Genomic DNA, 22,179 nt, shown 5'->3' on the forward strand with positions numbered 1-22,179 from the left:
GGCGCGGACAAAGGCAGACCGAAACAGACAGGAGAACATCATGACGCCCCAACAGATTGCCCTCGTGCAGCAGAGCTTTTCCAAGGTCGCACCGATTTCAGAAGCAGCCGCCGTGCTGTTCTACGATCGCTTGTTCGAGGTCGCGCCGTCCGTGCGCGCGATGTTTCCCGAAGACATGACCGAGCAGCGCAAGAAGCTGATGGGCATGCTCGCCGCCGTCGTCAGCGGCCTGTCGAATCTCGAGACAATTCTTCCCGCGGCATCCGCGCTCGCCAAGCGCCACGTCGCCTATGGTGCCAAGGCCGAGCACTATCCCGTGGTCGGTGCGACCTTGCTGTGGACGCTGGAGAAGGGTCTTGGCGAGGCCTGGACGCCCGAACTCGCAACCGCCTGGACCGACGCGTACGGCGTGCTGTCCGGCTACATGATTTCCGAGGCCTACGGCCCACAGGCGCAGGCCGCCGAATAGGAGATGCCTTGTGAGTGAACCGCTTGTCATCGTCGGTAACGGTATGGCGGCCGCGCGTCTGGTCGACGAGCTCGCCAAGACCGCGCTCGGCCGCTACGCGGTCGCTGTGATCGGCGAAGAGCCGCGGCTCGCTTACAATCGCGTGCTGCTCTCCTCCGTGCTGGCCGGCGAGACCGGCTCGCACGAGATCGAGCTCCGGCCGGCGGACTGGTGGCGTCATCGCGGCGTCACCGTGCGCTACGGCTATCGCGTCACCGAGATCGACACCGGCCGCCGCGAGCTCAAGATCGCCGGCGAAGAAAGCATGGAATACTCCAAGCTCGTGCTCGCCGTCGGCTCGACGCCGCTGCGGCTCAACGTGCCTGGCGCCGACCTTGCAGGCGTGCACACCTTTCGCGACACCCGCGATGTCGACCTGCTGCTGACGCTGGCGGCTGCGAAGAAGCGCGTCGTCGTGGTCGGCGGTGGCCTGCTCGGGCTTGAAGCGGCGTACGGCTTGGCGAAAGCCGGCGCGCCGGTGACGCTGCTGCATCTGATGGACCGGCTGATGGAGCGTCAGCTCGATGGGCCGGCCGCCGATCTGCTCAAGACGCTGGTCGAGCGCAAGGGCATCCGCATCATGCTCAATGCCTCGACCGCCGGCATCCATGGCGAGCGCCACGTCGAAGCCGTCGAGTTTGCCGACGGCAGCCGCATCGAGGCCGACGCCGTGATTTTTGCTGCCGGCATCAGGCCCAACATTGCACTGGCCAAGGAGGCCGGCATCGCGGTCAACCGCGGCATCGTCGTCAACGACGAGATGCAGACCGCATCGCCCGACATCTACGCGCTCGGTGAATGCGCGGAGCATCGCGGCACTTGTTACGGCCTGGTCGAGCCGGCCTACGAGCAGGCGTGCGTTTTGGCGCGACATCTCGGGGGCCGTCCTGCCGCCTATCAGGGCAGCGTGGTCGCGACCAACCTGAAAGTGTCCGGCGTCAGCGTGTTCTCCGCCGGCGACTTCATGGGCGGGGAGGGCAGCGAGAGCCTCCTGCTCACCGACCGCAGGCGCGGCACCTACAAGAAGCTCGTGATTGCCGACGGATGTCTCACCGGCGCCGTGCTGATCGGCGATACCGCCGATGCGCTCTGGTATCTCGAGCTGATCCGTAGCCGCGAGAAGATCGCCGGGATTCGCGCCGACATGATGTTCGGCCGCGCGCTCGCGCTTCCGTCCAAGGCGGCGTGAAGGAGGTGGCTTGACATGACGGCGATCGACCCCAACCTCCGCACGACCAAGACGACCTGTCCTTATTGCGGCGTCGGCTGCGGCGTGCTCGCAACGCCCGACGGCGCGGGTGGCGCTGCGATCGCGGGCGATCCCGATCATCCCGCCAATTTCGGCCGGCTGTGCTCGAAAGGCTCTGCGCTCGGCGAGACCGTCGGGCTCGAGAGCCGGCTGCTGTATCCGATGATCCGCTGCAAGGGTGTGCTGGAGCGCGTCGCGTGGAGCGATGCGCTCGACCATGTTGCGCATCGCATGCAGCACATCGTCGCGCGCGACGGTGCCGACGCTGTCGCGTTCTATCTTTCGGGCCAGCTGCTCACCGAGGACTATTACGTCGCCAACAAGCTGATGAAGGGCTTTGTCGGCACGGCCAACGTCGACACCAATTCGCGGCTCTGCATGTCGTCCTCGGTCGCCGGCCACCGCCGTGCCTTCGGCGCCGACACCGTGCCCGGCTGCTACGAGGATCTCGACCAGGCCGATCTGCTCGTCTTCGTCGGCTCGAACGCGGCCTGGTGTCACCCGGTGCTGTTCCAGCGCATGCTGAGAAACCGGCAGGAGCGCGGCGCGCGTATGATCGTGATCGATCCGCGCCGCACTGATACCGCGAGCGATGTCGATCTGTTCCTCGGCCTCAAGCCCGGCACCGATACCGCGTTGTTCTCCGGCCTGTTCGTCCATCTCGCCGACAGCGGCGCGCTGGATCAGGAGTATATTGCGCAGAACACGTCGGGCTTTGATGGTGCGCTGGCGCGCGCGCGCAACATCGCCGGCAGCGTCAGCGCAACCGCGCTTGCGACCGGCCTCTCCGAGCAGGACGTCGCCACCTTCTTCAAGATGTTCCGCGACACCGAGCGTGTCGTCACGCTCTATTCGCAGGGCGTGAACCAGTCGGCGCAGGGCACCGACAAGGTCAATGCGATCCTGAACTGCCATCTCGCCACGGGCCGCATCGGCAAGCTCGGCGCTTCGCCGTTCTCGCTCACCGGCCAGCCCAATGCGATGGGGGGCCGCGAGGTCGGCGGGCTCGCCAACCAGCTGGCCGCGCATATGAACTTCACGCCGCCCGACATCGACCGCGTCAGGCGGTTCTGGAAGGCGCCGCGCATCGCCACCCACGAAGGACTGAAGGCGGTGCAGCTGTTCGAGGCGATCAACCGCGGCGAGGTCAAGGCGCTCTGGGTGATGGGCACCAACCCGGCGGTGTCGTTGCCCGACGCTGATCTCGTGCGCGAGGCGCTGAAGAAGCTCGAGCTGTTCGTCGTCTCCGAGAACGTGCTGTCTAACGACACGGTCGAGGCCGGCCCGCACGTGCTGCTGCCTGCGCTGGCCTGGGGCGAAAAGTCGGGCACGGTGACCAATTCCGAACGCCGCATCTCGCGCCAGCGTTCGTTCCTCCCCGCACCAGGCGAGGCGCGCCCCGATTGGTGGATTCTCAGCGAGACCGCAAAACGCCTCGGTTTCGGCGACAGCTTCAATTACAAATCCGCCGCCGACATTTTCCGCGAGCATGCCGCGCTGTCGGCGTTCGAGAACGATGGCAACCGGGATTTCGACATCGGTGCGCTGACCTCACTGTCCGACGAGGCCTTCGACGCGTTGAAGCCCGTGCAATGGCCCGCACGCGAAGGCGAGGTGCCGGGCGAGCGCTTTTTTGCGCAAGGCGGCTTCTTCACCAATGACGGCAAGGGCCGCTTCGTCGCGCCGGAGGTGCCGGCGCTGCGCAGCGAGACCGGACCGTCGCGTCCTCTGCGGCTCAATACCGGACGCATCCGCGACCAGTGGCACACCATGACGCGCACGGGACTGAGCAAGCGGCTCGGCGCGCATCTACCCGAGCCGTTCGTCGAGATCCATCCTGATGATGCCAACAAATACGGCATCGTCCATGACGGATATGCCCGCATCACCACCGACTACGGCCAGTGCATTTTGAAGGCGGTCGTCAGCGAGCGGCAGCAGCGCGGTGCGTTGTTCGTGCCGATCCACTGGAGCGCGATGAATGCCTCGCACGGCCGCGTCGGTGCGCTGGTCGCGCCGTTCACGGATCCGTTCTCCGGCCAGCCGGAGTCGAAGGCGACGCCGGCTGCGATCGCACCCTATGAATACGTATTCCGCGGTTTTGCACTCTCGCGGAAACAGCTCGATCTGCCGCAAAACCTGCTGTGGACGCGCGCGACTGTCGCCGGCGGCTTCGGTTATCTCTTCGCCGACAACGCGGATCTGTCGCGCTGGCCGGCCTGGCTCGATGGCCTTGCCGGCGAAGACGTCGCCGATTATCGCGATTTTGGCGGCGGCGTTTATCGCGCGGCCTCGTTCACCGGCGATCGCATCGAGACCTGTCTGTTCGTCGGCCCCGCGCACGATGCCGGCGACTGGGAGGTGGTGAAGAGCGTGTTCGCGGCCGATCGCGTCACCGACGATCAGCGCCGCACGCTGCTGTCCGGCAAGTCCAGCGAAGGCGCCGCGACGACCGGTCCGATCGTCTGCGCCTGCTTCGGCGTTGGCCGCGGCACCATCTGCGACACCATCGCGAGCGGCGCGCGCACCGCCGCCGAGATCGGTGCCAAGCTGAAGGCCGGCACCAATTGCGGTTCCTGCATCCCCGAGCTGAAGCGCCTGATCGCGACAGCCGAAACAACTCCTGCCAAGGAATCGAAGTTCGCGGGCGCAGCGAGCTAGTGACGCATATTCTGTGTCGCCGCCGGGCTTGGCGCCTACGCTGAAGCTTCGGCGGTCGCGCACGCTTTTGGGCCTGGCGAGCGGGGTCGCGGGGAATGACACCGGAGATGATGGCTGAAACACTTGATCCAGGTCATCTCTCCACGTCGCCCTCCCTGCCATGCTCGTCGCTCGCGCAACCCGCCCGGCGTGCTCCGTGTCCGCATCCGACGTTCCCATTCGGCCCTTCCTGATCGGTATTCCCGCCGCGGGGCTCGTGCTTGGTTTCGTACTGCGCGCGTCTGGCTTTCCGGCGTGGGTCAATCTAGCCTGGACGATCGCGACGCTACCAGTGCTGCTTGCGCTGTTGATCGAGATCTTACGGCGTCTAAGGCGCGGCGACGTCGGGCTCGACATCGTGGCTGCGCTCTCGATGACATCGGCGCTCGCGGTCGGTGAGGAGCTTGCCGCGACAGTCGTCGCGCTGATGTATGCCGGCGGACAATATCTTGAGGATTTTGCCGAAGGCCGTGCGCGGCGCGAGATGACGGCGCTGCTCGTGCGCGCCCCGCGCCGGGCGATGCGCCATTGCGACCACCGACTCGAGGAAGTCGACGTCGAGCTGATCGACGCCGGCGATCGTCTGTTGATCCGCCAGGGCGAGGTGGTGCCGGCCGACGGGACAGTGGCAAGCGCGCTTGCGGTACTCGACCTGTCCGCGCTGACGGGTGAGTCGCTGCCGGTGCAGTGCAGAGCGGGCGAGGCTGTCATGAGCGGCGCGACCAATGCCGGCGAAGCCTTCGACCTCGTCGCTATCCGTCCGGCGGCGCAAAGCACCTATGCCGGTATCGTGCGCTTGGTCGAGGCGGCGCAGCGTGCCAGAGCGCCGATGGCGCGGCTCGCCGATCGTTACGCGATCGTTTTCCTGGCCGCGACGTTGGCGATCGCCGGCGGCGCGTGGGCGTGGACGCGGGATCCGATCCGCATGGTTGCGGTGCTGGTGGTAGCGACGCCTTGTCCGCTCATCCTCGCCGTGCCCGTCGCCATTGTCGCCGGCCTGTCGCGTGCGGCACATCACGGCATCCTCATCAAGGGCGGCAAGGCGCTGGAGACCATGGCGCGCATCCGCTCGCTAGTGGTCGACAAGACCGGCACACTGACTAACGGCAAGGCGAAAGTGGTCGCAGTCCACTCCGCTGGAGGCTTTACCGATGACGGTGTGATCCGCATCGCGGCTTCGCTCGACCAGGCGTCGCAGCATGTCATCGCGCAGGCGCTGGTCGCCGAAGCGCAGCGCCGGCACCTCGCGCTGGCGGTGCCGCAGGAGATGATCGAAACGCCGGGCGAGGGCATCCGTGGAACGGTCGAGGGGCGTCATGCGGCGGTCGGCGGCATTAGCTATGTCCGCGTGCAACTGGAGTCGGCGGGCAAAGAGCTCGGCCCTGCGCAGGGTGTCGACCCTCCAGGCGCCGTGGCAGTGTGGCTCTCGGTCGACGGGCAACTCGCTGGCCGCATTGTGCTGGCCGATGAGCTCCGCACCGGCATCGCGGCGCTGCTTGCGAAACTGCGCGATCTCGACGTCGAGCGGATCGTGCTCGCCACCGGGGACCGCCGAAGCGTGGCTGAAGCCGTCACCGCCGGTCTCGGCCTTGACGCAGTGCGCGCCGATCTCACTCCGGACCAGAAGGTCATGGTCGTCCTCTCCGAGCGCAAGGCGGGTCCGGTGATGATGGTCGGCGACGGCGTCAACGACGCGCCGGCGCTTGCCGCCGCCGATGTCGGCGTCGCCATGGGCGCCAAGGGCGCGGCGGCGTCGGCGGAGGCGGCCGACGCGGTGCTGCTGGTCGACACGCTCGACCGTATCGTGCCGGCGATTGAGATCGCGCGGCGCACGCGCTTCATCGCGCTGGAAAGCGTCTATACCGGCATCGGCCTGTCCACGCTCGGCATGCTGGCCGCTGCGTTCGGTTATCTGACGCCGATCGAGGGTGCGATTCTGCAGGAGGTCATTGACGTCGCGGTGATTCTCAATGCCCTCAGGGTTTTGCGGGAAGCGTAGATCGCACTTGCTGCATGACCGGTGTGCCAATCGACGGTTCGAACATTACCGTTTATGCTGGCTGGGAATCCGCCCACAGAGCAGCTATCAAAACAACAATGATGTATCTGGAAACGCCACCGCGCCTGATCGAGACGAAAATCTTTTCCGCCATGCCCGACACCTTCCGCCGCAAGGGCGAGCAGACGGATTGGGCCGATGCCAACCGGCCGGGCGTGCCGACGGATAGTTTTATTGAAGGGCCGTCTTTCGACAAAGATGGCAATCTCTACATCGTCGACATTCCGTTCGGCCGCATCTTCCGCATCGCGCCTGATGGCGAATGGTCACTGGTGATCGAGTATGAGGGTTGGCCGAACGGGCTGAAGATCGCCGCCGATGGCCGCATTCTGGTGGCCGATTGCATGCACGGCATCATGGAGCTCGATGCCAAGGCCGGCCGCATCAAGCCCATCCTCACCGCGCGCAATTCGGAATCGTTTCGCGGTTGCAACGATCTGCATCTCGCCTCCAACGGCGACATCTATTTCACTGACCAGGGCCAGACCGGCCTGCACGACGCTAGCGGCCGCGTCTATCGGCTGGCGTCAAATGGCAGGCTCGATTGCCTCATCGACACCGGCATCAGCCCGAACGGACTGGTGCTCGACCCCAGCGAGAGCGTGCTGTTCGTCGCGATGACGCGCGACAATGCGGTGTGGCGGCTGCCATTCATGAAGGACGGCAGTGTCTCGAAGGTTGGCCGCTTCTGCTCGCTGTTCGGCACATCAGGTCCCGACGGCATGAGCATGGATGCGAAAGGACGTCTGTTCGTCGGCCACGCCTCGCTCGGCCACGTCTTCGTGTTCGCGCCGAATAGTGAGCTGATCGCGCGGATCAAGTCATGTGCGGGACCGAACTGCACCAATGTCGCCATCGGTGGCGCGAAGCGAGATCGGCTCTATATCACGGAGTCAGCGACCGGCAGCGTACTGGTTGCTGACATCGGCGGATTGAACTCCTGAGCTTGATGGTGGTTGCCTGAGCGAAAGAGCGGTACTGGAGACCAACATGAACACGCATCCCTTTGGCAAGACCGGCGCCAACGTCTCCGTGATCGGGCAGGGCACCTGGTATCTCGACCATGGCGATCGCAAGCGCGCGATCGCCGCGCTGCAGCGCGGGCTCGATCTCGGCATGACCCATATCGACACCGCCGAGATGTATGGCGATGCCGAGCTCGTCATTGCCGATGCGATCGCCGGCCGCCGTGATGAGGTGTTCCTGGTTTCAAAGGTGCTGCCGAGCAACGCATCGCGCCGCGGCACCATCACGGCCTGCGAGCGCTCGCTGAAGCGGCTGAAGACCGATCGGCTCGATTGCTATCTGCTGCATTGGCGCGGGTCGTATGACCTTGAAGACACTGTCGCTGCATTCGAGGAGCTGGTGAAAGTCGGCAAGATCAAATCCTGGGGCGTCTCCAATTTCGACGCCGGCGATCTCGACGAGATCCTCGATGTATCCGGCGAAGGCAAGATCGCCTGCAATCAGGTGCTCTATCATCTCAAGGAACGCTCGATCGAGCATGCCGTCATTCCCTGGTGTGAGAGGCACGGCGTTGCCGTCGTCGCCTATTCGCCGTTCGGGCACGATGATTTTCCCGATGAGCGCAGCCAAGGCGGCGCCGTGCTCGCGCGCATTGCGGAAGCGCGTTGCGCGACGCCGCGTCAGGTCGCGCTGAGCTTTCTCACCCGTGCGACTACGGTGTTCGCGATCCCGAAAGCGTCGTCCGCCGAACATGCCGGCGAAAATGCGGCCGCCGGCGATCTCGTGCTGACGAAAGAGGAGATTTCGGCGTTGGATGCGGCGTTTCCGCGCGGTCCGAAGCGGCGCAGTCTGCCCATGCTGTAGTGCACAAAGGCCCGTTATTAATGGAGTATTGACGCGCGCGGACCTGAGCGCATATCGGCATCCTGTTTTCGGAAGTTGTGAAAGCGGCGCATATGTCGTTTTTTACGATCGTTCCCGAATCGTCGTTTTCCCAGAGTTCCAGCCGTGACACCGCCGCCCGCCGCAGCCGCAAGGCTCGACAGTATTTCCATGCCCGTGCCGGAGAAGAAGCAGCAGACGCGCCGTGCGCCTGCGCGCGTCGATCATCCCTTCAGGGGCATTGCGCTGGTGCTGCTGTCGACGGTGTTTCTCGGCTGCTCCGACGTCACCGCGAAATATCTCTCGACCAGCCTGCCGTCGATCGAGATCACCTGGATCCGCTTCGTCACCTTCGCGCTGATGTTCACGCCGGTGATGCTGCCGGGCTCGCCGCTGCATGCGATGCGCACCGAACGTCTCGGGCTGCAATTGATGCGCGGCGTCGCGCTGCTCGGCTCCTCGCTGTTCTTCATCACAGGGTTGCGCTTCCTCCCCATCGCGGAAGCCTCGGCCACCGGCTTCGTCTCGCCGCTGTTCGTCACCGCGCTGTCGATCATCTTTCTCAGCGAGAAGGTCGGCATGCGCCGCTGGATCGCGACCGCGATCGGCCTTGTGGGCGTGATGATCATCCTGCGGCCGGGTTCGAGCGCGTTCCACGTCGCCGCCTTCTTCCCGATCGTCTCGGCGTTCTGCTGGGCTGCCGCATTGATTTTGACGCGCCTGATGAGCGGCCGGGAAGCCGTGCTCACCACGATGGCGTACTCGGCGCTCACCGGTGTTGCGATCCTCAGCGTGATGGTGCCGTTCCTCTGGGTCACGCCGACCTGGACCGCGATTGGCCTCGGCATCGTGATCGGCCTTGCCTCCACGATCGGCCAGTGGATCATCGTGCTTGCCTATCGCTACGGCGATGCCTCGGTGCTGGCGCCGTTCTCGTACACGCAGCTGCTGTGGGTGAGCATTCTGGGCTTCTTCCTGTTCGGCGAGCTGCCTGATATCTGGACCGTCACGGGCGCGGCCTTCATCGTCGCCAGCGGCCTCTACATCGCCCATCGCGAGCGCATCCGCCGCGCCCAGCTCCTCGTGCTGGAAGAGCGTTCCCCGAACCCCTGACGCAAGTCCAAGCATCCCGCTTCGTGCTATCAACGGCTCCAACGATATGGGAGGAGCCGGATGCGCGCTGCGATTTTCAGGAACGGTGAGATTGTCGTAGACCGGATGGCCGAGCCGAAGCCGGGCCCCGGCCAGGTGCTGGTCAAGACGCTCGCCTGCGGCATCTGCGGGTCCGACCTGCACGCACGCCAGCACGCGCCACGAATGGTGGAGATGGCGAAGAAGACCGGGCGAACGCCGATGGACCTGTCGCGCGACGTCGTCTTTGGCCACGAGTTCTGCTGCGAGATCGTCGATTATGGCCCCGGCACCGCGCGCAAGCTTAGGCCGGGTACGCATGTGTGCTCGCTGCCGGCGTTGCTGACGCCGGAGGGTATCAAGGGCATCGGCTATTCCAATGACTTTGTCGGAGGCTACGCGGAGCAGATGCTGCTCAGCGAGCCGCTGCTGCTGGAAGTGCCGAACGGTCTCGCGCCGGAACATGCCGCGCTGACCGAACCGCTCGCGGTCGGCGTCCACGCGGTTGCAAAGGCCAACATCAGCGGCGGCGAGGTGCCGCTGGTAATCGGCTGCGGCCCGGTTGGGCTCGCGGTGATCGCCGCGCTCAGGATCAAGGGCCTGCACCCGATCGTTGCCGCCGACTATTCGCCGGCGCGTCGGGCGCTCGCCGCAAAGCTCGGTGCCGACATTGTTATCGACCCCAGGGTGTCGCAGCCCTATGCGACCTGGGCGGAGCACGCACAAATGTCGGAGGCGGAGAAGGCGGCGCGGCCGCCGATCCAGGCCATGCTGCCGGCGCTGAAGCCCGCGGTCATCTTCGAATGCGTCGGTGTGCCCGGCCTGCTGCAGCAGGTGTTCGAAGGCGCCCCGCGCGATGCCAAGATCGTCGTGGTCGGCGTCTGCATGGAGAGCGACAAAAGCGAGCCCATGCTCGGCATCATGAAGGAGCTCAACGTCCAGTACGTGCTCGGTTACACGCCGGAGGAGTTTTCGGCGTCGCTGCGCCTGATCGCGGAAGGGCAGGTGGATGCTGCTGCCATGGTAACCGCCGAGGTCGGCATCGATGGCGTCGCAAAGGCGTTCGCCGATCTCGCCAATCCCGAGGCCCACACCAAGATCATCGTGCAGCCGTGGAAATAGGGAACGGCTGAAGCACGGCGCCGTCGGATTTTTGCGTGACATCGGCGTGGCCCATCTGGGCGATCACAGCCCGGCGATCGACGATCGCCTGATGGAATTGCGCCAGCACGAGGCCGAAGGCGGCGAGATCGCCGTCTTCGATGGCGCCGTCCTCGTGACAGAGGAGCGTTTCGCGCAAAATGTCGTCGGCCGCGCTCTGCATGGCGGCGAGATCGTCGAGCGAGGTCGCCTCGCGCACGCTGGAGATCGCGTTAAGCAGGCGGTCGCGATGCAACGCGTTCTCGCCGCGCTCGTCGCGCCGCAAATAGTGCCGCAACCATGCGGCAACCGAGCCGAGACCGGAGAGCAGCAGCACCACGCCCCAGATGTAGTCGCTGTACTTGTCCATGAAGCTGCGTTCGTTGCCGTCAATATAGGCGGCAGCCCCCGGATGCGCCGGCAGTGCCGCGTCCTTGTCGGTGTCGGGCTTCTGGATGTGGCTGGCGCTGGGCAGCTCCTTGACCAGCGACGGCCGGACCGCGAACAGCTGGCGGGTGAAGGCGCCAACCGTGTCGTCGGACAGCGAGCTCGGTGCCACGATCAGATGATTGACGGCGATGGTCTCGATCTTGTCGTCGGGCCGCTGAGGCGTCGTACCAAATGCGCTCGCCGGGATTTCCTCGGATTCGTAGAGCGGATGCCGCTCGGCGATGGCCTCGGAGACGTCGACGGAGAGGAACTTCGGCTCGCCGCGCAGGCGCGTGGTGGCGGCAATCGTCTCGGCGATAACCTTGTCGTCTAGCGCGCCCACCAACATGAAGGCGTCGAGCGTGGTGTCCTGGGTCATCTCCGAGATGCGGTCGGTGCCGAACTGGGTGGTCGTCACCTTCTGCGGATTGACGCCAGACTCGGCCAGGATGACGCGCAGCAGATTGGGGTTGGCGTCGCCGAGGCCGACGATGCCGATGCGGCGGCCGCTGAGCGAGGCGATGTCCGTGACCTTCGACTTGGGCACGCCCTTGCGCCCCGTCGGCGCCCACAGCACCACAAAATTCCGGCGCAGGATCGCAACGGAATTGGCATCGGGTGGCATGGCGAGGTCGCCGCGCGCGACCGCGAGATCGGTCTTGCCGCCACCAAGCAGATTGAGGCTTTGCAGTGTGCCGTCGGTCTCGATCGGCGTCAGCCGCACCGCGCTGCTTTTCGCCTCGATCGCCTTGGCGATGGCAAGCACAAGTGTCTGGTCGTCGCTGCCGGCCGGTCCGACGGCGAACCGCAGCGTCGCCGGCTGCCAGAGCCAATAGGCAAGTGCGAGCGCGACCGTGAGGAGCGACAGCAGGCTCGCCACCGCGAGCCACGGGCCGAGGCGATTGCGGCGGCGGGAGGGGGAGCCCCTCGTTACGCTCAGATCGCTCGGCACGGGCATCTTGCTGTCCTCATCGGCAAGCTGGCGCGCCAACGCGGCGGGTGCTGTCAGTACTTCGAAGGCACGTACATCTCCGGCGGGATCGGACCGCGGTGATAGTCGGGGTTGCGCACGCGCGGCGGCAGCACGACGGGCGCGCGGCCGACTTCCTGGTAGGGGATCTGGCTGAGCAGATGCGCGATGCAGTTGAGGCGCGCGCGCTTCTTGTCGACGGCGTCGACGATCCACCACGGCGAGTCCGGCAGATGCGTGTGCTCCAGCATCGTCTCCTTGGCCTTGGTGTATTGCTCCCAGCGGCTGCGCGCCTCGACGTCCATCGGGCTTAGCTTCCACTGCTTCAGCGGATCCCGGATGCGCATGGTGAAGCGGAACTGCTGCGTGTCGTCGGTGATCGAGAACCAGTACTTGACCAGAATGATGCCGGAGCGGATCAGCATCCGCTCGAACTCAGGCACTGTCTGGAAGAACTCCTGGTACTGCTCGTCGGTGCAGAAGCCCATCACGCGCTCGACGCCGGCGCGATTGTACCAGCTGCGGTCGAACAGCACCATTTCGCCGCCCGCGGGCAGATGCGAGACGTAGCGCTGGAAATACCATTGCGTGCGCTCGCGCTCGCTCGGCGCCGGGAGGGCTGCAACGCGGCAGATGCGCGGATTGAGGCGCTGGGTAATGCGCTTGATGACGCCGCCCTTGCCGGCGGAGTCGCGGCCCTCGAACAGCACGACGACCTTCTTCTTCTCGCTCTGCACCCAGTCCTGCAGCTTGACCAGCTCGCCCTGGAGCCGGAGCAGCTCGCGGAAATAGAGCCTGCGGTCGACCGTCGGGTTAAGGACATCAGTCTCGTCCAGAAGTTCGTCGAGACGGGCATCATCCAGCTCCATCTCCAGCTCCTCGTCGAGATCGTCGGCCATCTCCTGGATGATGCGCTCGCGCCTGGCGGTCTGGGAGGTGCGGTCGGATGCAGTCATGGGTCTCTCTCGGGCCAAGGGTGCCTGTCGCCGGTGACCATCGGCGGGGTTTATTGCGTCCATGTGACACCGGCGGCTGGCCGGTTCCGAAATGCCCGGCGGGCCCGTCAGACCGGCAACGCGATCGAATATTTGACCTGGCTGAGCGCAAAGCTGGACTCGATCGAGGCAATGCCGTCGAGCCGGGTCAGCTTGGTCTTGAGGAAGGTCTCGTAGGAGGCGAGGTCGGCCGCCACCACGCGCAAGAGATAGTCGCGGTTGCCGGTCATCAGATAGCATTCCAGCACCTCGTCCCATTTCGAGATGGCGCGGGCAAAACGGTTGAGGTCCTCCTCTTTCTGCCGCGCCAGCTTGATCGAGATGAAAACGCTGACATGCAAACCCAGAGCCTTCTGGTCCACGGTTGCGATGTAGCGCGAGATGACGCCTCGCTCCTCCAGCAGCTTGACCCGGCGATGGCAGGGCGAGACCGACAATCCGACCTTGTCGGCGAGCTCCTGCATGGTCAGCCGGCTGTCGGTCTGCAGGTGGCTGAGGATTTTGCGGTCGATGGCGTCGAGCTCGGGCATTGGGATGGAACCTGTGTTTGGCTGGGTATCGTTGGTAAAATATCCCAATATTTGAAGGTACGGCGCGAAAAATTGAGAAGTTTGGTGCCGCCCGCAGGCGTATCATCGCCTCACCTGTTGTCCGGGAGCATTTGCCATGCCCGTTGATTCCGCCCGTCTCGACACATTGACCGCGCTGGCCCGCAAGGCGTTGTGGCTGTCGTCTTGGACCATCCATCATGCCAACCACGTACGGTCGAACACGGATGGACTGAAGGTCGGGGGACATCAGGCCTCCTCGGCCTCGCTCGCCACCATCATGTCGGCGCTGTATTTTAGCGTGTTGCGTCCTGAGGACCGTGTCGCGGTGAAGCCGCATGCGAGCCCGGTGTTCCACGCCATCCAATATCTGTTCGGCCGGCAGACCCGCGAGAAGCTGGAGAATTTCCGCGGCTTCAAGGGCGCGCAGTCCTATCCATCGCGCACCAAGGATGTCGACGACGTCGATTTCTCGACCGGCTCGGTCGGCCTCGGCGTTGCGCAGACGCTGTTCGCCTCGCTGGTGCAGGATTACGTCAAGGCGCATGGCTGGATGAAGGATCGCCGCGAAGGGCGGATGATCGCGCTGGTCGGCGACGCCGAGATGGACGAGGGCAACATCTTCGAAGCGCTGGCCGAAGGCTGGAAGCACGGCCTGCGCAACACCTGGTGGGTGGTCGACTACAACCGCCAGTCGCTCGATGCCGTCGTGCGCGAAGGTCTCTGGGAAAAGTTCGAGACCATGTTCCGCAATTTCGGCTGGGACGTGGTGATCGTGAAATACGGTCGCCTGATGCGCGAGGCCTTTGCCGAACCCGGCGGCGAGGCGCTGAAGCGCTGGATCGACAATTGCCCGAACGCGCTCTACGCGGCGCTGTGCTTCCAGGGTGGCGCCGCCTTCCGCAAGCATTTGCACGACGAGATCGGCGACCAGGGGCCGATTACGAAGCTGATCGACAAGCGCAGCGACGAGGAATTGCTGGCGCTGATGTCGAACCTCGGCGGCCACGACATGGCGAGCATGCTCGAGGCGTTCGAGTCCATCGATCACGATCGCCCGGTGTGCTTCATCGCCTACACCATCAAGGGCGTCGGCCTGCCGTTCCAGGGCCACAAGGACAACCACGCCGGCCTGATGACGGTCGCGCAGATGGAGAAATATCGCGAGAGCCAGAACATCCGGCCCGGCCACGAATGGGACAAGTATGAGGGCCTGACGCAAGCTCCCGCCGAGCTCGACGCGTTCCTCGCGCGCGCGCCGTTCAACAAGGACGGCCGCCGGCTGACCGCGCCTGTGATCGAGGTGCCGCAGCAACTCGCGTTCAAGCCGGCGCCGCAGATGTCGACGCAACAGGGCTTTGGCCTCGTGCTGAACGAGGTCGCGCGCGGCGACAGCGAGCTGGCACAACGCATCGTCACGACCTCGCCCGATGTCACGGTCTCGACCAATCTCGGCCCGTGGGTGAACCGGCGCGGCCTGTTTGCCAATGCCGAGAAGGCGGACTTATTCCGCAGCGAGAAAATTCCCTCGACCTACAACTGGGACGCCTCGCCGAAGGGCCAGCATCTCGAGCTCGGCATCGCCGAGATGAACCTGTTCATCATGCTCTCCGCGCTTGGCCTGTCGCACCAGATCAATGGCGCGCGGCTCTTGCCGGTCGGCACGCTCTACGATCCCTTCATCGAGCGCGGCCTCGATGCGCTGAACTACGCCTGCTACCAGGATGCGCGCTTCATGGTGGCGGCGACGCCATCAGGCATCACGCTCGCGCCGGAAGGCGGCGCGCACCAGTCGATCGCGACGCCGCTGATCGGCATGGCGCAGGACGGGCTGGCCTCGTTCGAGCCGGCCTTCGTCGACGAGCTCGCCGTGATCATGGCTTTCGGCTTTGACCACATGCAGCGCGATCCGGGCGAGGGCGGCTCGGTCTATTTGCGGCTCTCGACGCGCTCGATCGAGCAGGCGCAGCGGATCATGACGCCTGAACTGCAGCAGGGCATTACCGAGGGCGCCTACTGGCTGCGCAAGCCGGGCCCCAATGCCGAACTCGTGATCGCCTATACCGGCGCGGTCGCGCCCGAAGCGATCGAGGCGACCGGCTTCATCGGCGAGAGCCGCCGCGACATCGGCCTGCTTGCGATCACCTCAGCCGATCGTCTTCACTCAGGCTGGACCGCCGCACGGAAATTGCGGCGCGACCGGCGCGGCGTGCAGCACCTCAGCCACATCGAAAAGCTGCTGGCGCCGCTCACCCGCGACTGCGGCATCGTGACCGTGATCGATGGCCATCCTTCCGCGCTCGGCTGGCTCGGCAGTGTCCACGGCCATCGCGTCGAGGCGCTCGGCGTCGAGCAGTTCGGCCAGACCGGCACCATCGCCGACCTCTATCGCCACTACGGCATCGACGCGAACGCCATCATCGATGCGGCGGAAAGCCTCACCACCGGCGCGCCGGTGCTGCATCGGAAGATGGCGGTGTAGTGGGGGTGACCAGGGCGCGTGGGCCCCGGCTCTGCAGCGCACCGCTGAAGTAGCGCTGCGCTGCGTCCGGGGCACGAGAGCCGTTTGGACTAGCTACAATCTCGTGTCCCGGACGCGGCGCGGCATGAAATGACGCGACGCTGAGCCGGGACCCATGGCGCTTGCCTCAGCCTAACGCACGCCCCATATTCCGCGCGTCTGCCGCAACGCTGGCCCCGCATATGGCGGGTTCAATTGCCGGCGCTTTCGTGCAAGGATGCCTGCCGAAACGCCCCCCAAGCCCCCAAGAAGAGGTTAACGATGGTCAATCGCATGCAATTCTACATCGACGGCGCCTGGGTCGATCCCGCCGTCAAGAAGTCCACCGCGGTCGTCAATCCGGCGACGGAAGAGGCGATGTACGAGGTTGCGCTGGGCTCCAAGGCCGACGTGGACAAGGCCGTTGCTGCCGCCAAGCGCGCTTTTGCAACATTCTCCCAGACCAGCCGTGAGGAGCGCGTGGCGCTGCTCAGCAAAGTCATCGAGGTCTACAAGGGCCGTCTCAAGGAGATCGGCGCTGCGGTCTCCGACGAGATGGGCGCGCCGCTACCGATGGCGGAAAAGCTCCAGGCCGGTGCCGGCCTTGGCCATCTCATGACCACGCTCGACGTGCTCAAGAATTATCATTTCGAGGAGCCGGTCGGCACCGCCATGGTGCTGCGCGAGCCGGTCGGTGTGGTCGGCATGATCACGCCCTGGAACTGGCCGCTCAACCAGATCGCCTGCAAGGTCGCGCCCGCGCTCGCCGCCGGCTGCACCATGATCCTGAAGCCGTCGGAGTTCACGCCGACCTCGGCGCTGATCTTCGCGGAAATCCTCCATGAAGCCGGCGTGCCGAAGGGCGTGTTCAACCTCGTCAACGGCCTGGGCCCCGAGGTCGGCGCCGCGATGAGCGAGCACCCCGACATCGACATGATCTCCTTCACCGGCTCGACCCGCGCCGGCATCGACGTTGCGAAGCGCGCCGCTCCGACCGTGAAGCGCGTCAGCCAGGAGCTCGGCGGCAAGTCGCCGAACGTCATCCTCGAAGGTGCCGACCTGCAGAAGGCGGTGACCGGCGGCGTGATGCACATGTTCAACAACTCCGGGCAGTCCTGCAACGCGCCCTCGCGCATGATCGTGCCGCTGTCGAAGATGAAGGAAGTCGCCGCGATCGCGAAGGCTGTCGCCGACAAGACCAAGGCGGGCGATCCGCGCGCCGAAGGCACCACCATCGGCCCTGTCGTCAACCGCGGCCAGTGGGACAAGATCCAGGCGCTGATCAAGAAGGGCATTGACGAGGGCGCAACGCTTGTCGCCGGCGGCCCCGGCCTGCCCGAAGGCGTCAACAAGGGCTTCTACGTCCGCCCGACCATCTTCGCCGACGTCACCCCCGAGATGACGATCGCCCGTGAAGAGATCTTCGGGCCGGTGCTGACCATTCTCGGCGCCAAGGACGAAGCCGAGGCCGTGCACATTGCCAACGACACGCCGTATGGCCTCGCTGGTTACGTCACGGCCGACACGGTCGAGAACGCCAAGCGCGTCGGTCGTCAGATCCGCGCCGGCAACGTCAACCTCCAGGGCGTGCCCAACGACCGCACCGCGCCGTTCGGCGGCTACAAGCAGTCGGGCAACGGTCGCGAGTGGGGCAAGTACGGCCTCGAGGACTTCCTCGAAGTGAAGGCCGTCGCCGGCTTCAACGCGGCGTAAGTTTTAGCGCCTGAACAAACATGCGCCGGAGCGGGAAACCGCTCCGGCGCTTTTTGTTTTTTGCTGAAGTGTCTCGACAGGCGAGGTGCCGTAGGGTGGGCAAAGGAGCGAAGCGACGTGCCCACCATCACGAGCCGAGCAAGACGTGGTGGGCACGCTTTCGCTTTGCCCACCCTACGAGACCGTCGGTGCGGAGCGCCTATCCCCCCACCGCGCCTTGCGTGTTCACATACAGCGCGTAGATCGACTGGCTCGCCGCCATGAACAGGCGGTTGCGCTTGACGCCGCCGAAGCAGAGATTGGCACAGCGCTCGGGCAGCGCGATGCGGCCGATCATGACGCCGTCGGGCGCGAACACCACGACGCCGTCGAGCTCGGGATCGCCCATGCCCCAGCCGCACCAGAGATTGCCGTCGATGTCGCAGCGCATGCCGTCCGGCGTGCCCGGACCTGCATCGATGTGGACGCGCTTGTTGGAGATCGTGGTGCCATCCGCGGAGACGTCATAGGCGAGGATCTTTCGGTTCGGCACGCCGCGCGATTCCACCACATAGAGGATCTTCTCGTCCGGCGAGAAGCACAGCCCGTTCGGCCCAAGCACGCCCTCGGCGACAATGGTCGCCTTGCGGCTCACCGGATCGAGCCGGTAGACGTTCGGCTCGATCTCGGGCTCCGCCTTGTAGCCCTCGTAATTTCCGAGCAGGCCGAAGGTGGGATCGGTGAACCAGATCGAGCCGTCGGACTTGACCACGATGTCGTTCGGCGAGTTCAGCCGCTTGCCGTCAAATGAATCCATCAGCACCGTGATCTCGCCGTCATATTCGGTGCGGGTCACGCGACGGCCGCCGTGCTCGCAGGTGACCAGGCGGCCCTGACGATCCCTGGTGTTGCCGTTGGCGAAATTCGAGGGTTTTCGGAAAACCGACACCGCGCCGGTCTCCTCCTCCCATTTGATGATGCGCTGGTTCGGGATGTCGCTGCAGAGCAGATAGCGCCCGTCGCCAAACCAGACCGGCCCCTCGGCCCAGCGCAGGCCGGTCGCCAGCCGTTCCACCGCCGAAAGTTTCAACCAGTATTTTTCGAAGCGGGGGTCCAGTGCTTTTATCGCCGGATCGGGGTAATAGGTCGCCGGTTGCCAGCCTCGAGTGTGGGACGATGCATCGTTCATGTGCAGGTCTCGTTGTTGCGTTCCCTCTATCCAGGTCTGCTACCATCAGTGATCCACGACCGCAAATCGGTCGCCAAATACGAGGAAAGACATGCCGCGCATCTTGATGACGGGAGCTTCTGGCGGAATCGGAACGCGCCTGCGGAAACTGCTGCCGCCGATTTATCCGGACCTCCTGCTCTCTGACATCCGCCCGCCCGCCGATCTCGGCTCGAACGAGCAGTTCAAGGCGGCAGACCTGTCCGACCTCGCGCAAGTAGAGGCGATCTGCGAAGGCGTCGACGGCATCATCCATTTCGGCGGCTATTCGGTCGAGGGCCCGTGGGGCGACATCCTCCAGGCCAACATCATCGGCGGCTACAATCTGTTCGAGGCGGCGTACCGCAAGGGCGTCAAGCGCGTGGTGTTCGCCTCGTCCAACCACGTCGTCGGCTTCTACCCGCGCCACCACAAGATCGGCACCGACGTCACCGTGCGCCCTGACGGCCGCTATGGCGTCAGCAAGGTGTTCGGTGAAGCCGTCGGCGCCCTCTATGCCGACAAGCACGGGCTGAAGGTCACCTGCATCCGCATCGGCAATTGCGACGAGCGGCCGCTCGATCATCGCCGCATCGCGATGTGGCTGAAGCCGGAGGACCTGGTGCAGCTCTGCCAGATCGGGCTCGAGCATCCCGACATTCATTTCGAGGTGTTTTATGGCGTGTCGCTGAACGAGCGCGCCTGGTGGGACAACCACCGCGCCTACGAATTCGGCTATCGCCCCACCGGCCGCTCCGAGGATCATGTGGCACACGCGATGGCCGAACAGGCCAAGCTGAAGTCCGATCCGATCGGCGACCATTATCAGGGCGGGGCGTTTGCGAGCCTCGAGTTCGATGGCGACACGAGCCGGATCATCGACTGGAATAAGCGGTAGGTCGAGTTATCGCCGCAATGGCGGTGCGCTCCCTCTCCCCGCAAGCGGCCCCGCGCGGGGGGAGGCGAACGGCGCTCGGCCCGGCAATCGCTCTTCATCCGGTTCGCCGGTCGTGGTATTACCATCGACATTCACGTGCCGCCCTCCGACAGCAAGAACGCTGGGGCAAGGCCATGCTATTCCGCTCTCACTCGGTTACATCTCGGGTCGACGAGTTCGCCGCCACGAATGCCGACCTCCTGATTCTGATCGGCCGCATCCTGCTTGCATGGATCTTCGTTGGAAGCGCGTACGGAGCGATTACCAACTTCAGCGGCTCAGTGGGTTATTTCAGGTCGCTGAACGTTCCGGCGCCTGAGCTGTTCACGACGACGACCGTCGCACTGGAGGTGCTGATGTCGGCTGGTTTGATACTCGGCATTGGTACGCGTTACTGCGCGGTTTTGGTTTTTTTGTTTGTATTGCTGGCTACTGCGATCGCCCATCGCTACTGGGAATATCCCGGTCCGCAGCAGATTGGACAGTACAATAATTTTTTGAAGAATATATCGATCATGGGAGGCGCTATGTTGATCTTTGTCACCGGAGGCGGCCGGTTCTCCCTCGATCGGAAGCTGGCAGGATAGCAGCTTTGTTTGATTCAGCCTCTCCCGCAGCCTGATATCCAGCCGATGACAGCTTGCTTGGAGTCAGTGCGAGCGTCGTCGGCCCTCTCGCCGATATGCGAGAGATTTCAGCCGCACGATGGGCCCCGGCTGGTCCGTTTGTCTCGACGCCATCAACGCCACGCGCGGCTCTGCCGGCTTCGCAGCTGTCAACCGCGCCTATAAGGCCGTCACTGCGTCACTTCGCCTTGAGCCTGAAAGCCCCCTCGATCAGTCGGCTGATAAATCTTGAAAGCGGCTTCAGGCGCTCGCTTATGAGCCCGAATAAAAGCATCAGCCACGTCGCGAGCGCGGCACACCACAACAGGCTTTCCAATGTCTCGGGCATCACGCTCTCCTTAAAACACTCTCTTGAAATCTGAGGAGTCTGCTGCGCAAAAGAGAGGCTCTTGTTCAGTGGCCTCTTCCATCCGTCGCGCCGCGACCGAATTCGTGCTGCGCGTCTGCCGTGCCGGCACGACCCTGCTCAGCAGGATCGTAGTCCGCTTGGCGGACTTCAGGATTTTCACCCGCGATCAGCAGCTGTTTCCGCATTTCAGCGAGACGGGCGCGGCAATATTCGACGTAGAGCAGGTCGACTATGGTGGGCATGATCACCCCCATCGTTTGACTGTCGCTATAGAAATATTTCCACCACGAATTTCCGGATGACCTTAGCCCCATTGATGACTGCACAATGTGAGCTCGTTCACGAGCCGCCCTCATTCAATTGCTCAGAGGCGATTGGCTGGCTTGTCGGAGTAAAAAAAGGCACAGGGCTAGTGACCCAAAATCCACGATAGCAGCCTTTTGTTTCAGCAGAACTTCGTCGGACAACCTAAGAGAGACGCCCTGCGATCAAAAATCCAACTATAGCGCGAAATGACTTACCACTGGCTGCGATCGTCGTTGGATGCAACGCGGACCGAGATGTCATCGAGCTGATCGCGTGCGCGCCCTAGCGTCCCGTCGCCTCGTCCGCGATCCGCGCCAGATAATCCGATTTGCTGAACTGCATGTGGTCCACACACAGCTGGGCCAGCGCCCAGCTGTCGCGGCCTTTCAACAGCTCGATCATCAGCTCGTGCTGGCGCCGCGACTGCGCGAGCCCGTCGCGGTCGGCGAGGTTCTTGGCGCGCATCGGCAGGGTCAAGTTCATGTAGTCCTGGAGCGAGCGGACCAGATAGGGATTGCCGCAGGCGGAGAACAGCGCGAGGTGAAAGGCGTCGTTGGCCTCGTGGATGCCGCGCAGATCCTGCACGTCGGCCTTTGCGCAATACTGCCGTTGCAGCGCGGTCAATTCGTCGATCAGGCCGCGCGGCGCGGGCAGGGGGATCATCAGCGCGGCCTGCCGCGTCAGCATCTCCCTGACTTCGTAGATCTGCCGGACCTCTTCGGCCGAATAGAATCGCACGGTGGCGCCGACATTCTTCTCGCGGCGGACGATGCCGCGGCGCTCCGCATCCACCAATGCCTGGCGCACGAAGTGCCGCGACGTGCCGTAACGCGACATCAGCGCGTCCTCGGTCAGGCGCGCGCCCGGTGCGAGGCGGCCGAAGATGATGTCCTCCTCCAGCCGCGCGACGACGTCGTCCGGATCGTCGCGGCGGAGCGTTGCCAGTTCAGCGCTTGCAGTGTCGGTCATGCCTCAGCCTCCCGGC

The 22,179-nt window shown here is 64.6% G+C and carries 19 protein-coding genes; 12 read left to right on the forward strand and 7 right to left on the reverse strand.

Features of this window, described 5'->3' with window-relative positions; all coding sequences use genetic code 11:
* Window positions 1-40 precede the first annotated feature (40 nt).
* The 8 genes from ACP2YP_RS12530 (at window position 41) to ACP2YP_RS12565 (ending at window position 10,617) form a co-directional block, all read left to right on the forward strand.
* Window positions 41-469 (forward strand): globin family protein, encoded by a 429-nt coding sequence (locus ACP2YP_RS12530; protein ID WP_426424469.1) that lies wholly within the window; start codon window positions 41-43, stop codon window positions 467-469.
* A gap of 10 nt (window positions 470-479) precedes the next feature.
* Window positions 480-1,697 carry an NAD(P)/FAD-dependent oxidoreductase gene (locus ACP2YP_RS12535; RefSeq protein WP_426424471.1) on the forward strand — a complete coding sequence of 406 codons (1,218 nt, stop codon included), beginning with the start codon at window positions 480-482 and terminating at the stop codon, window positions 1,695-1,697.
* A gap of 15 nt (window positions 1,698-1,712) precedes the next feature.
* Window positions 1,713-4,418 (forward strand): molybdopterin-dependent oxidoreductase, encoded by a 2,706-nt coding sequence (locus ACP2YP_RS12540; protein ID WP_426424473.1) that lies wholly within the window; start codon window positions 1,713-1,715, stop codon window positions 4,416-4,418.
* Window positions 4,419-4,614: 196 nt separating this feature from the next.
* Window positions 4,615-6,456, forward strand: coding sequence for a heavy metal translocating P-type ATPase (locus ACP2YP_RS12545; protein ID WP_426424474.1), 1,842 nt, complete (start codon window positions 4,615-4,617; stop codon window positions 6,454-6,456).
* Between the two features lie 101 nt (window positions 6,457-6,557).
* Entirely contained in the window at window positions 6,558-7,460 is a 903-nt protein-coding gene (locus tag ACP2YP_RS12550; RefSeq protein ID WP_426426126.1) for an SMP-30/gluconolactonase/LRE family protein, read from the forward strand.
* Between the two features lie 46 nt (window positions 7,461-7,506).
* A complete protein-coding gene (locus ACP2YP_RS12555; protein WP_426424475.1) occupies window positions 7,507-8,346 on the forward strand; it encodes an aldo/keto reductase in 840 nt (279 codons plus the stop codon).
* 189 nt (window positions 8,347-8,535) lie between these two features.
* On the forward strand, window positions 8,536-9,477 hold the full coding sequence (locus ACP2YP_RS12560; RefSeq protein ID WP_426426127.1) for a DMT family transporter: 942 nt from the start codon (window positions 8,536-8,538) through the stop codon (window positions 9,475-9,477).
* A gap of 60 nt (window positions 9,478-9,537) precedes the next feature.
* Window positions 9,538-10,617: a zinc-binding dehydrogenase gene (locus tag ACP2YP_RS12565; RefSeq protein ID WP_426424476.1), complete on the forward strand. Its 1,080-nt coding sequence runs from the start codon at window positions 9,538-9,540 to the stop codon at window positions 10,615-10,617.
* Here ACP2YP_RS12565 and ACP2YP_RS12570 read toward each other — a convergent pair.
* The 3 genes from ACP2YP_RS12570 to ACP2YP_RS12580 form a co-directional block, all read right to left on the reverse strand.
* Window positions 10,595-12,022, reverse strand: a complete 1,428-nt coding sequence (locus tag ACP2YP_RS12570) for a TAXI family TRAP transporter solute-binding subunit (RefSeq protein ID WP_426424478.1) — start codon at window positions 12,020-12,022, stop codon at window positions 10,595-10,597. The genes ACP2YP_RS12565 and ACP2YP_RS12570 overlap by 23 nt on opposite strands.
* A gap of 47 nt (window positions 12,023-12,069) precedes the next feature.
* Window positions 12,070-12,990 (reverse strand): polyphosphate kinase 2, encoded by a 921-nt coding sequence (ppk2, locus tag ACP2YP_RS12575; RefSeq protein WP_426424479.1) that lies wholly within the window; start codon window positions 12,988-12,990, stop codon window positions 12,070-12,072.
* A 107-nt stretch (window positions 12,991-13,097) separates the two neighbouring features.
* Complete coding sequence (locus ACP2YP_RS12580) at window positions 13,098-13,559, reverse strand: Lrp/AsnC family transcriptional regulator (protein ID WP_301267550.1); 462 nt, start codon at window positions 13,557-13,559, stop codon at window positions 13,098-13,100.
* Window positions 13,560-13,695: 136 nt separating this feature from the next.
* On the opposite strand from ACP2YP_RS12580, the gene ACP2YP_RS12585 reads away from it, so the two are divergent.
* Window positions 13,696-16,059, forward strand: a complete 2,364-nt coding sequence (locus ACP2YP_RS12585) for a transketolase (protein ID WP_426424480.1) — start codon at window positions 13,696-13,698, stop codon at window positions 16,057-16,059.
* Between the two features lie 300 nt (window positions 16,060-16,359).
* A complete protein-coding gene (locus ACP2YP_RS12590) occupies window positions 16,360-17,790 on the forward strand; it encodes an aldehyde dehydrogenase family protein (RefSeq protein WP_426424481.1) in 1,431 nt (476 codons plus the stop codon).
* Window positions 17,791-17,989: 199 nt separating this feature from the next.
* On the opposite strand, the gene ACP2YP_RS12595 is transcribed toward ACP2YP_RS12590, so the two are convergent.
* The gene (locus tag ACP2YP_RS12595) at window positions 17,990-18,958 is read right to left on the reverse strand and encodes an SMP-30/gluconolactonase/LRE family protein (RefSeq protein ID WP_426424482.1); all 969 of its coding nucleotides are present in this window, start codon (window positions 18,956-18,958) and stop codon (window positions 17,990-17,992) included.
* Window positions 18,959-19,049: 91 nt separating this feature from the next.
* Between ACP2YP_RS12595 and ACP2YP_RS12600 the strand changes: the two genes are divergently transcribed.
* Entirely contained in the window at window positions 19,050-19,874 is an 825-nt protein-coding gene (locus ACP2YP_RS12600; RefSeq protein ID WP_426424483.1) for an NAD-dependent epimerase/dehydratase family protein, read from the forward strand.
* Window positions 19,875-20,047: 173 nt separating this feature from the next.
* Window positions 20,048-20,500, forward strand: coding sequence for a DoxX family protein (locus tag ACP2YP_RS12605; protein ID WP_426424484.1), 453 nt, complete (start codon window positions 20,048-20,050; stop codon window positions 20,498-20,500).
* Window positions 20,501-20,717: 217 nt separating this feature from the next.
* On the opposite strand, the gene ACP2YP_RS12610 is transcribed toward ACP2YP_RS12605, so the two are convergent.
* From ACP2YP_RS12610 to ACP2YP_RS12620, 3 genes are all read right to left on the reverse strand, one after another.
* Complete coding sequence (locus ACP2YP_RS12610; protein ID WP_426424485.1) at window positions 20,718-20,867, reverse strand: hypothetical protein; 150 nt, start codon at window positions 20,865-20,867, stop codon at window positions 20,718-20,720.
* A gap of 65 nt (window positions 20,868-20,932) precedes the next feature.
* A complete protein-coding gene (locus ACP2YP_RS12615) occupies window positions 20,933-21,142 on the reverse strand; it encodes a hypothetical protein (RefSeq protein WP_426424486.1) in 210 nt (69 codons plus the stop codon).
* Window positions 21,143-21,476: 334 nt separating this feature from the next.
* The gene (locus ACP2YP_RS12620; protein ID WP_426424487.1) at window positions 21,477-22,163 is read right to left on the reverse strand and encodes a GntR family transcriptional regulator; all 687 of its coding nucleotides are present in this window, start codon (window positions 22,161-22,163) and stop codon (window positions 21,477-21,479) included.
* Window positions 22,164-22,179: the final 16 nt, after the last annotated feature.

It is taken from the genome of Bradyrhizobium genosp. A, from assembly GCF_049949275.1.
GTDB lineage: Bacteria > Pseudomonadota > Alphaproteobacteria > Rhizobiales > Xanthobacteraceae > Bradyrhizobium.

Bases quoted from the DNA above. Each gene is read 5' to 3' on its own strand.
- ACP2YP_RS12530 (WP_426424469.1), top strand. From the start codon at position 41: ATGACGCCCCAACAGATTGCCCTCGTGCAGCAGAGCTTTTCCAAGGTC.
- ACP2YP_RS12540 (WP_426424473.1), top strand. From the start codon at position 1,713: ATGACGGCGATCGACCCCAACCTCCGCACGACCAAGACGACCTGTCCT.
- ACP2YP_RS12550 (WP_426426126.1), top strand. From the start codon at position 6,558: ATGTATCTGGAAACGCCACCGCGCCTGATCGAGACGAAAATCTTTTCC.
- ACP2YP_RS12555 (WP_426424475.1), top strand. From the start codon at position 7,507: ATGAACACGCATCCCTTTGGCAAGACCGGCGCCAACGTCTCCGTGATC.
- ACP2YP_RS12560 (WP_426426127.1), top strand. From the start codon at position 8,536: ATGCCCGTGCCGGAGAAGAAGCAGCAGACGCGCCGTGCGCCTGCGCGC.
- ACP2YP_RS12565 (WP_426424476.1), top strand. From the start codon at position 9,538: ATGCGCGCTGCGATTTTCAGGAACGGTGAGATTGTCGTAGACCGGATG.
- ACP2YP_RS12570 (WP_426424478.1), bottom strand. From the start codon at position 12,022: ATGCCCGTGCCGAGCGATCTGAGCGTAACGAGGGGCTCCCCCTCCCGC.
- ppk2 (WP_426424479.1), bottom strand. From the start codon at position 12,990: ATGACTGCATCCGACCGCACCTCCCAGACCGCCAGGCGCGAGCGCATC.
- ACP2YP_RS12580 (WP_301267550.1), bottom strand. From the start codon at position 13,559: ATGCCCGAGCTCGACGCCATCGACCGCAAAATCCTCAGCCACCTGCAG.
- ACP2YP_RS12585 (WP_426424480.1), top strand. From the start codon at position 13,696: ATGCCCGTTGATTCCGCCCGTCTCGACACATTGACCGCGCTGGCCCGC.
- ACP2YP_RS12590 (WP_426424481.1), top strand. From the start codon at position 16,360: ATGGTCAATCGCATGCAATTCTACATCGACGGCGCCTGGGTCGATCCC.
- ACP2YP_RS12595 (WP_426424482.1), bottom strand. From the start codon at position 18,958: ATGAACGATGCATCGTCCCACACTCGAGGCTGGCAACCGGCGACCTAT.
- ACP2YP_RS12600 (WP_426424483.1), top strand. From the start codon at position 19,050: ATGCCGCGCATCTTGATGACGGGAGCTTCTGGCGGAATCGGAACGCGC.
- ACP2YP_RS12605 (WP_426424484.1), top strand. From the start codon at position 20,048: ATGCTATTCCGCTCTCACTCGGTTACATCTCGGGTCGACGAGTTCGCC.
- ACP2YP_RS12610 (WP_426424485.1), bottom strand. From the start codon at position 20,867: ATGCCCGAGACATTGGAAAGCCTGTTGTGGTGTGCCGCGCTCGCGACG.
- ACP2YP_RS12615 (WP_426424486.1), bottom strand. From the start codon at position 21,142: ATGGGGGTGATCATGCCCACCATAGTCGACCTGCTCTACGTCGAATAT.
- ACP2YP_RS12620 (WP_426424487.1), bottom strand. From the start codon at position 22,163: ATGACCGACACTGCAAGCGCTGAACTGGCAACGCTCCGCCGCGACGAT.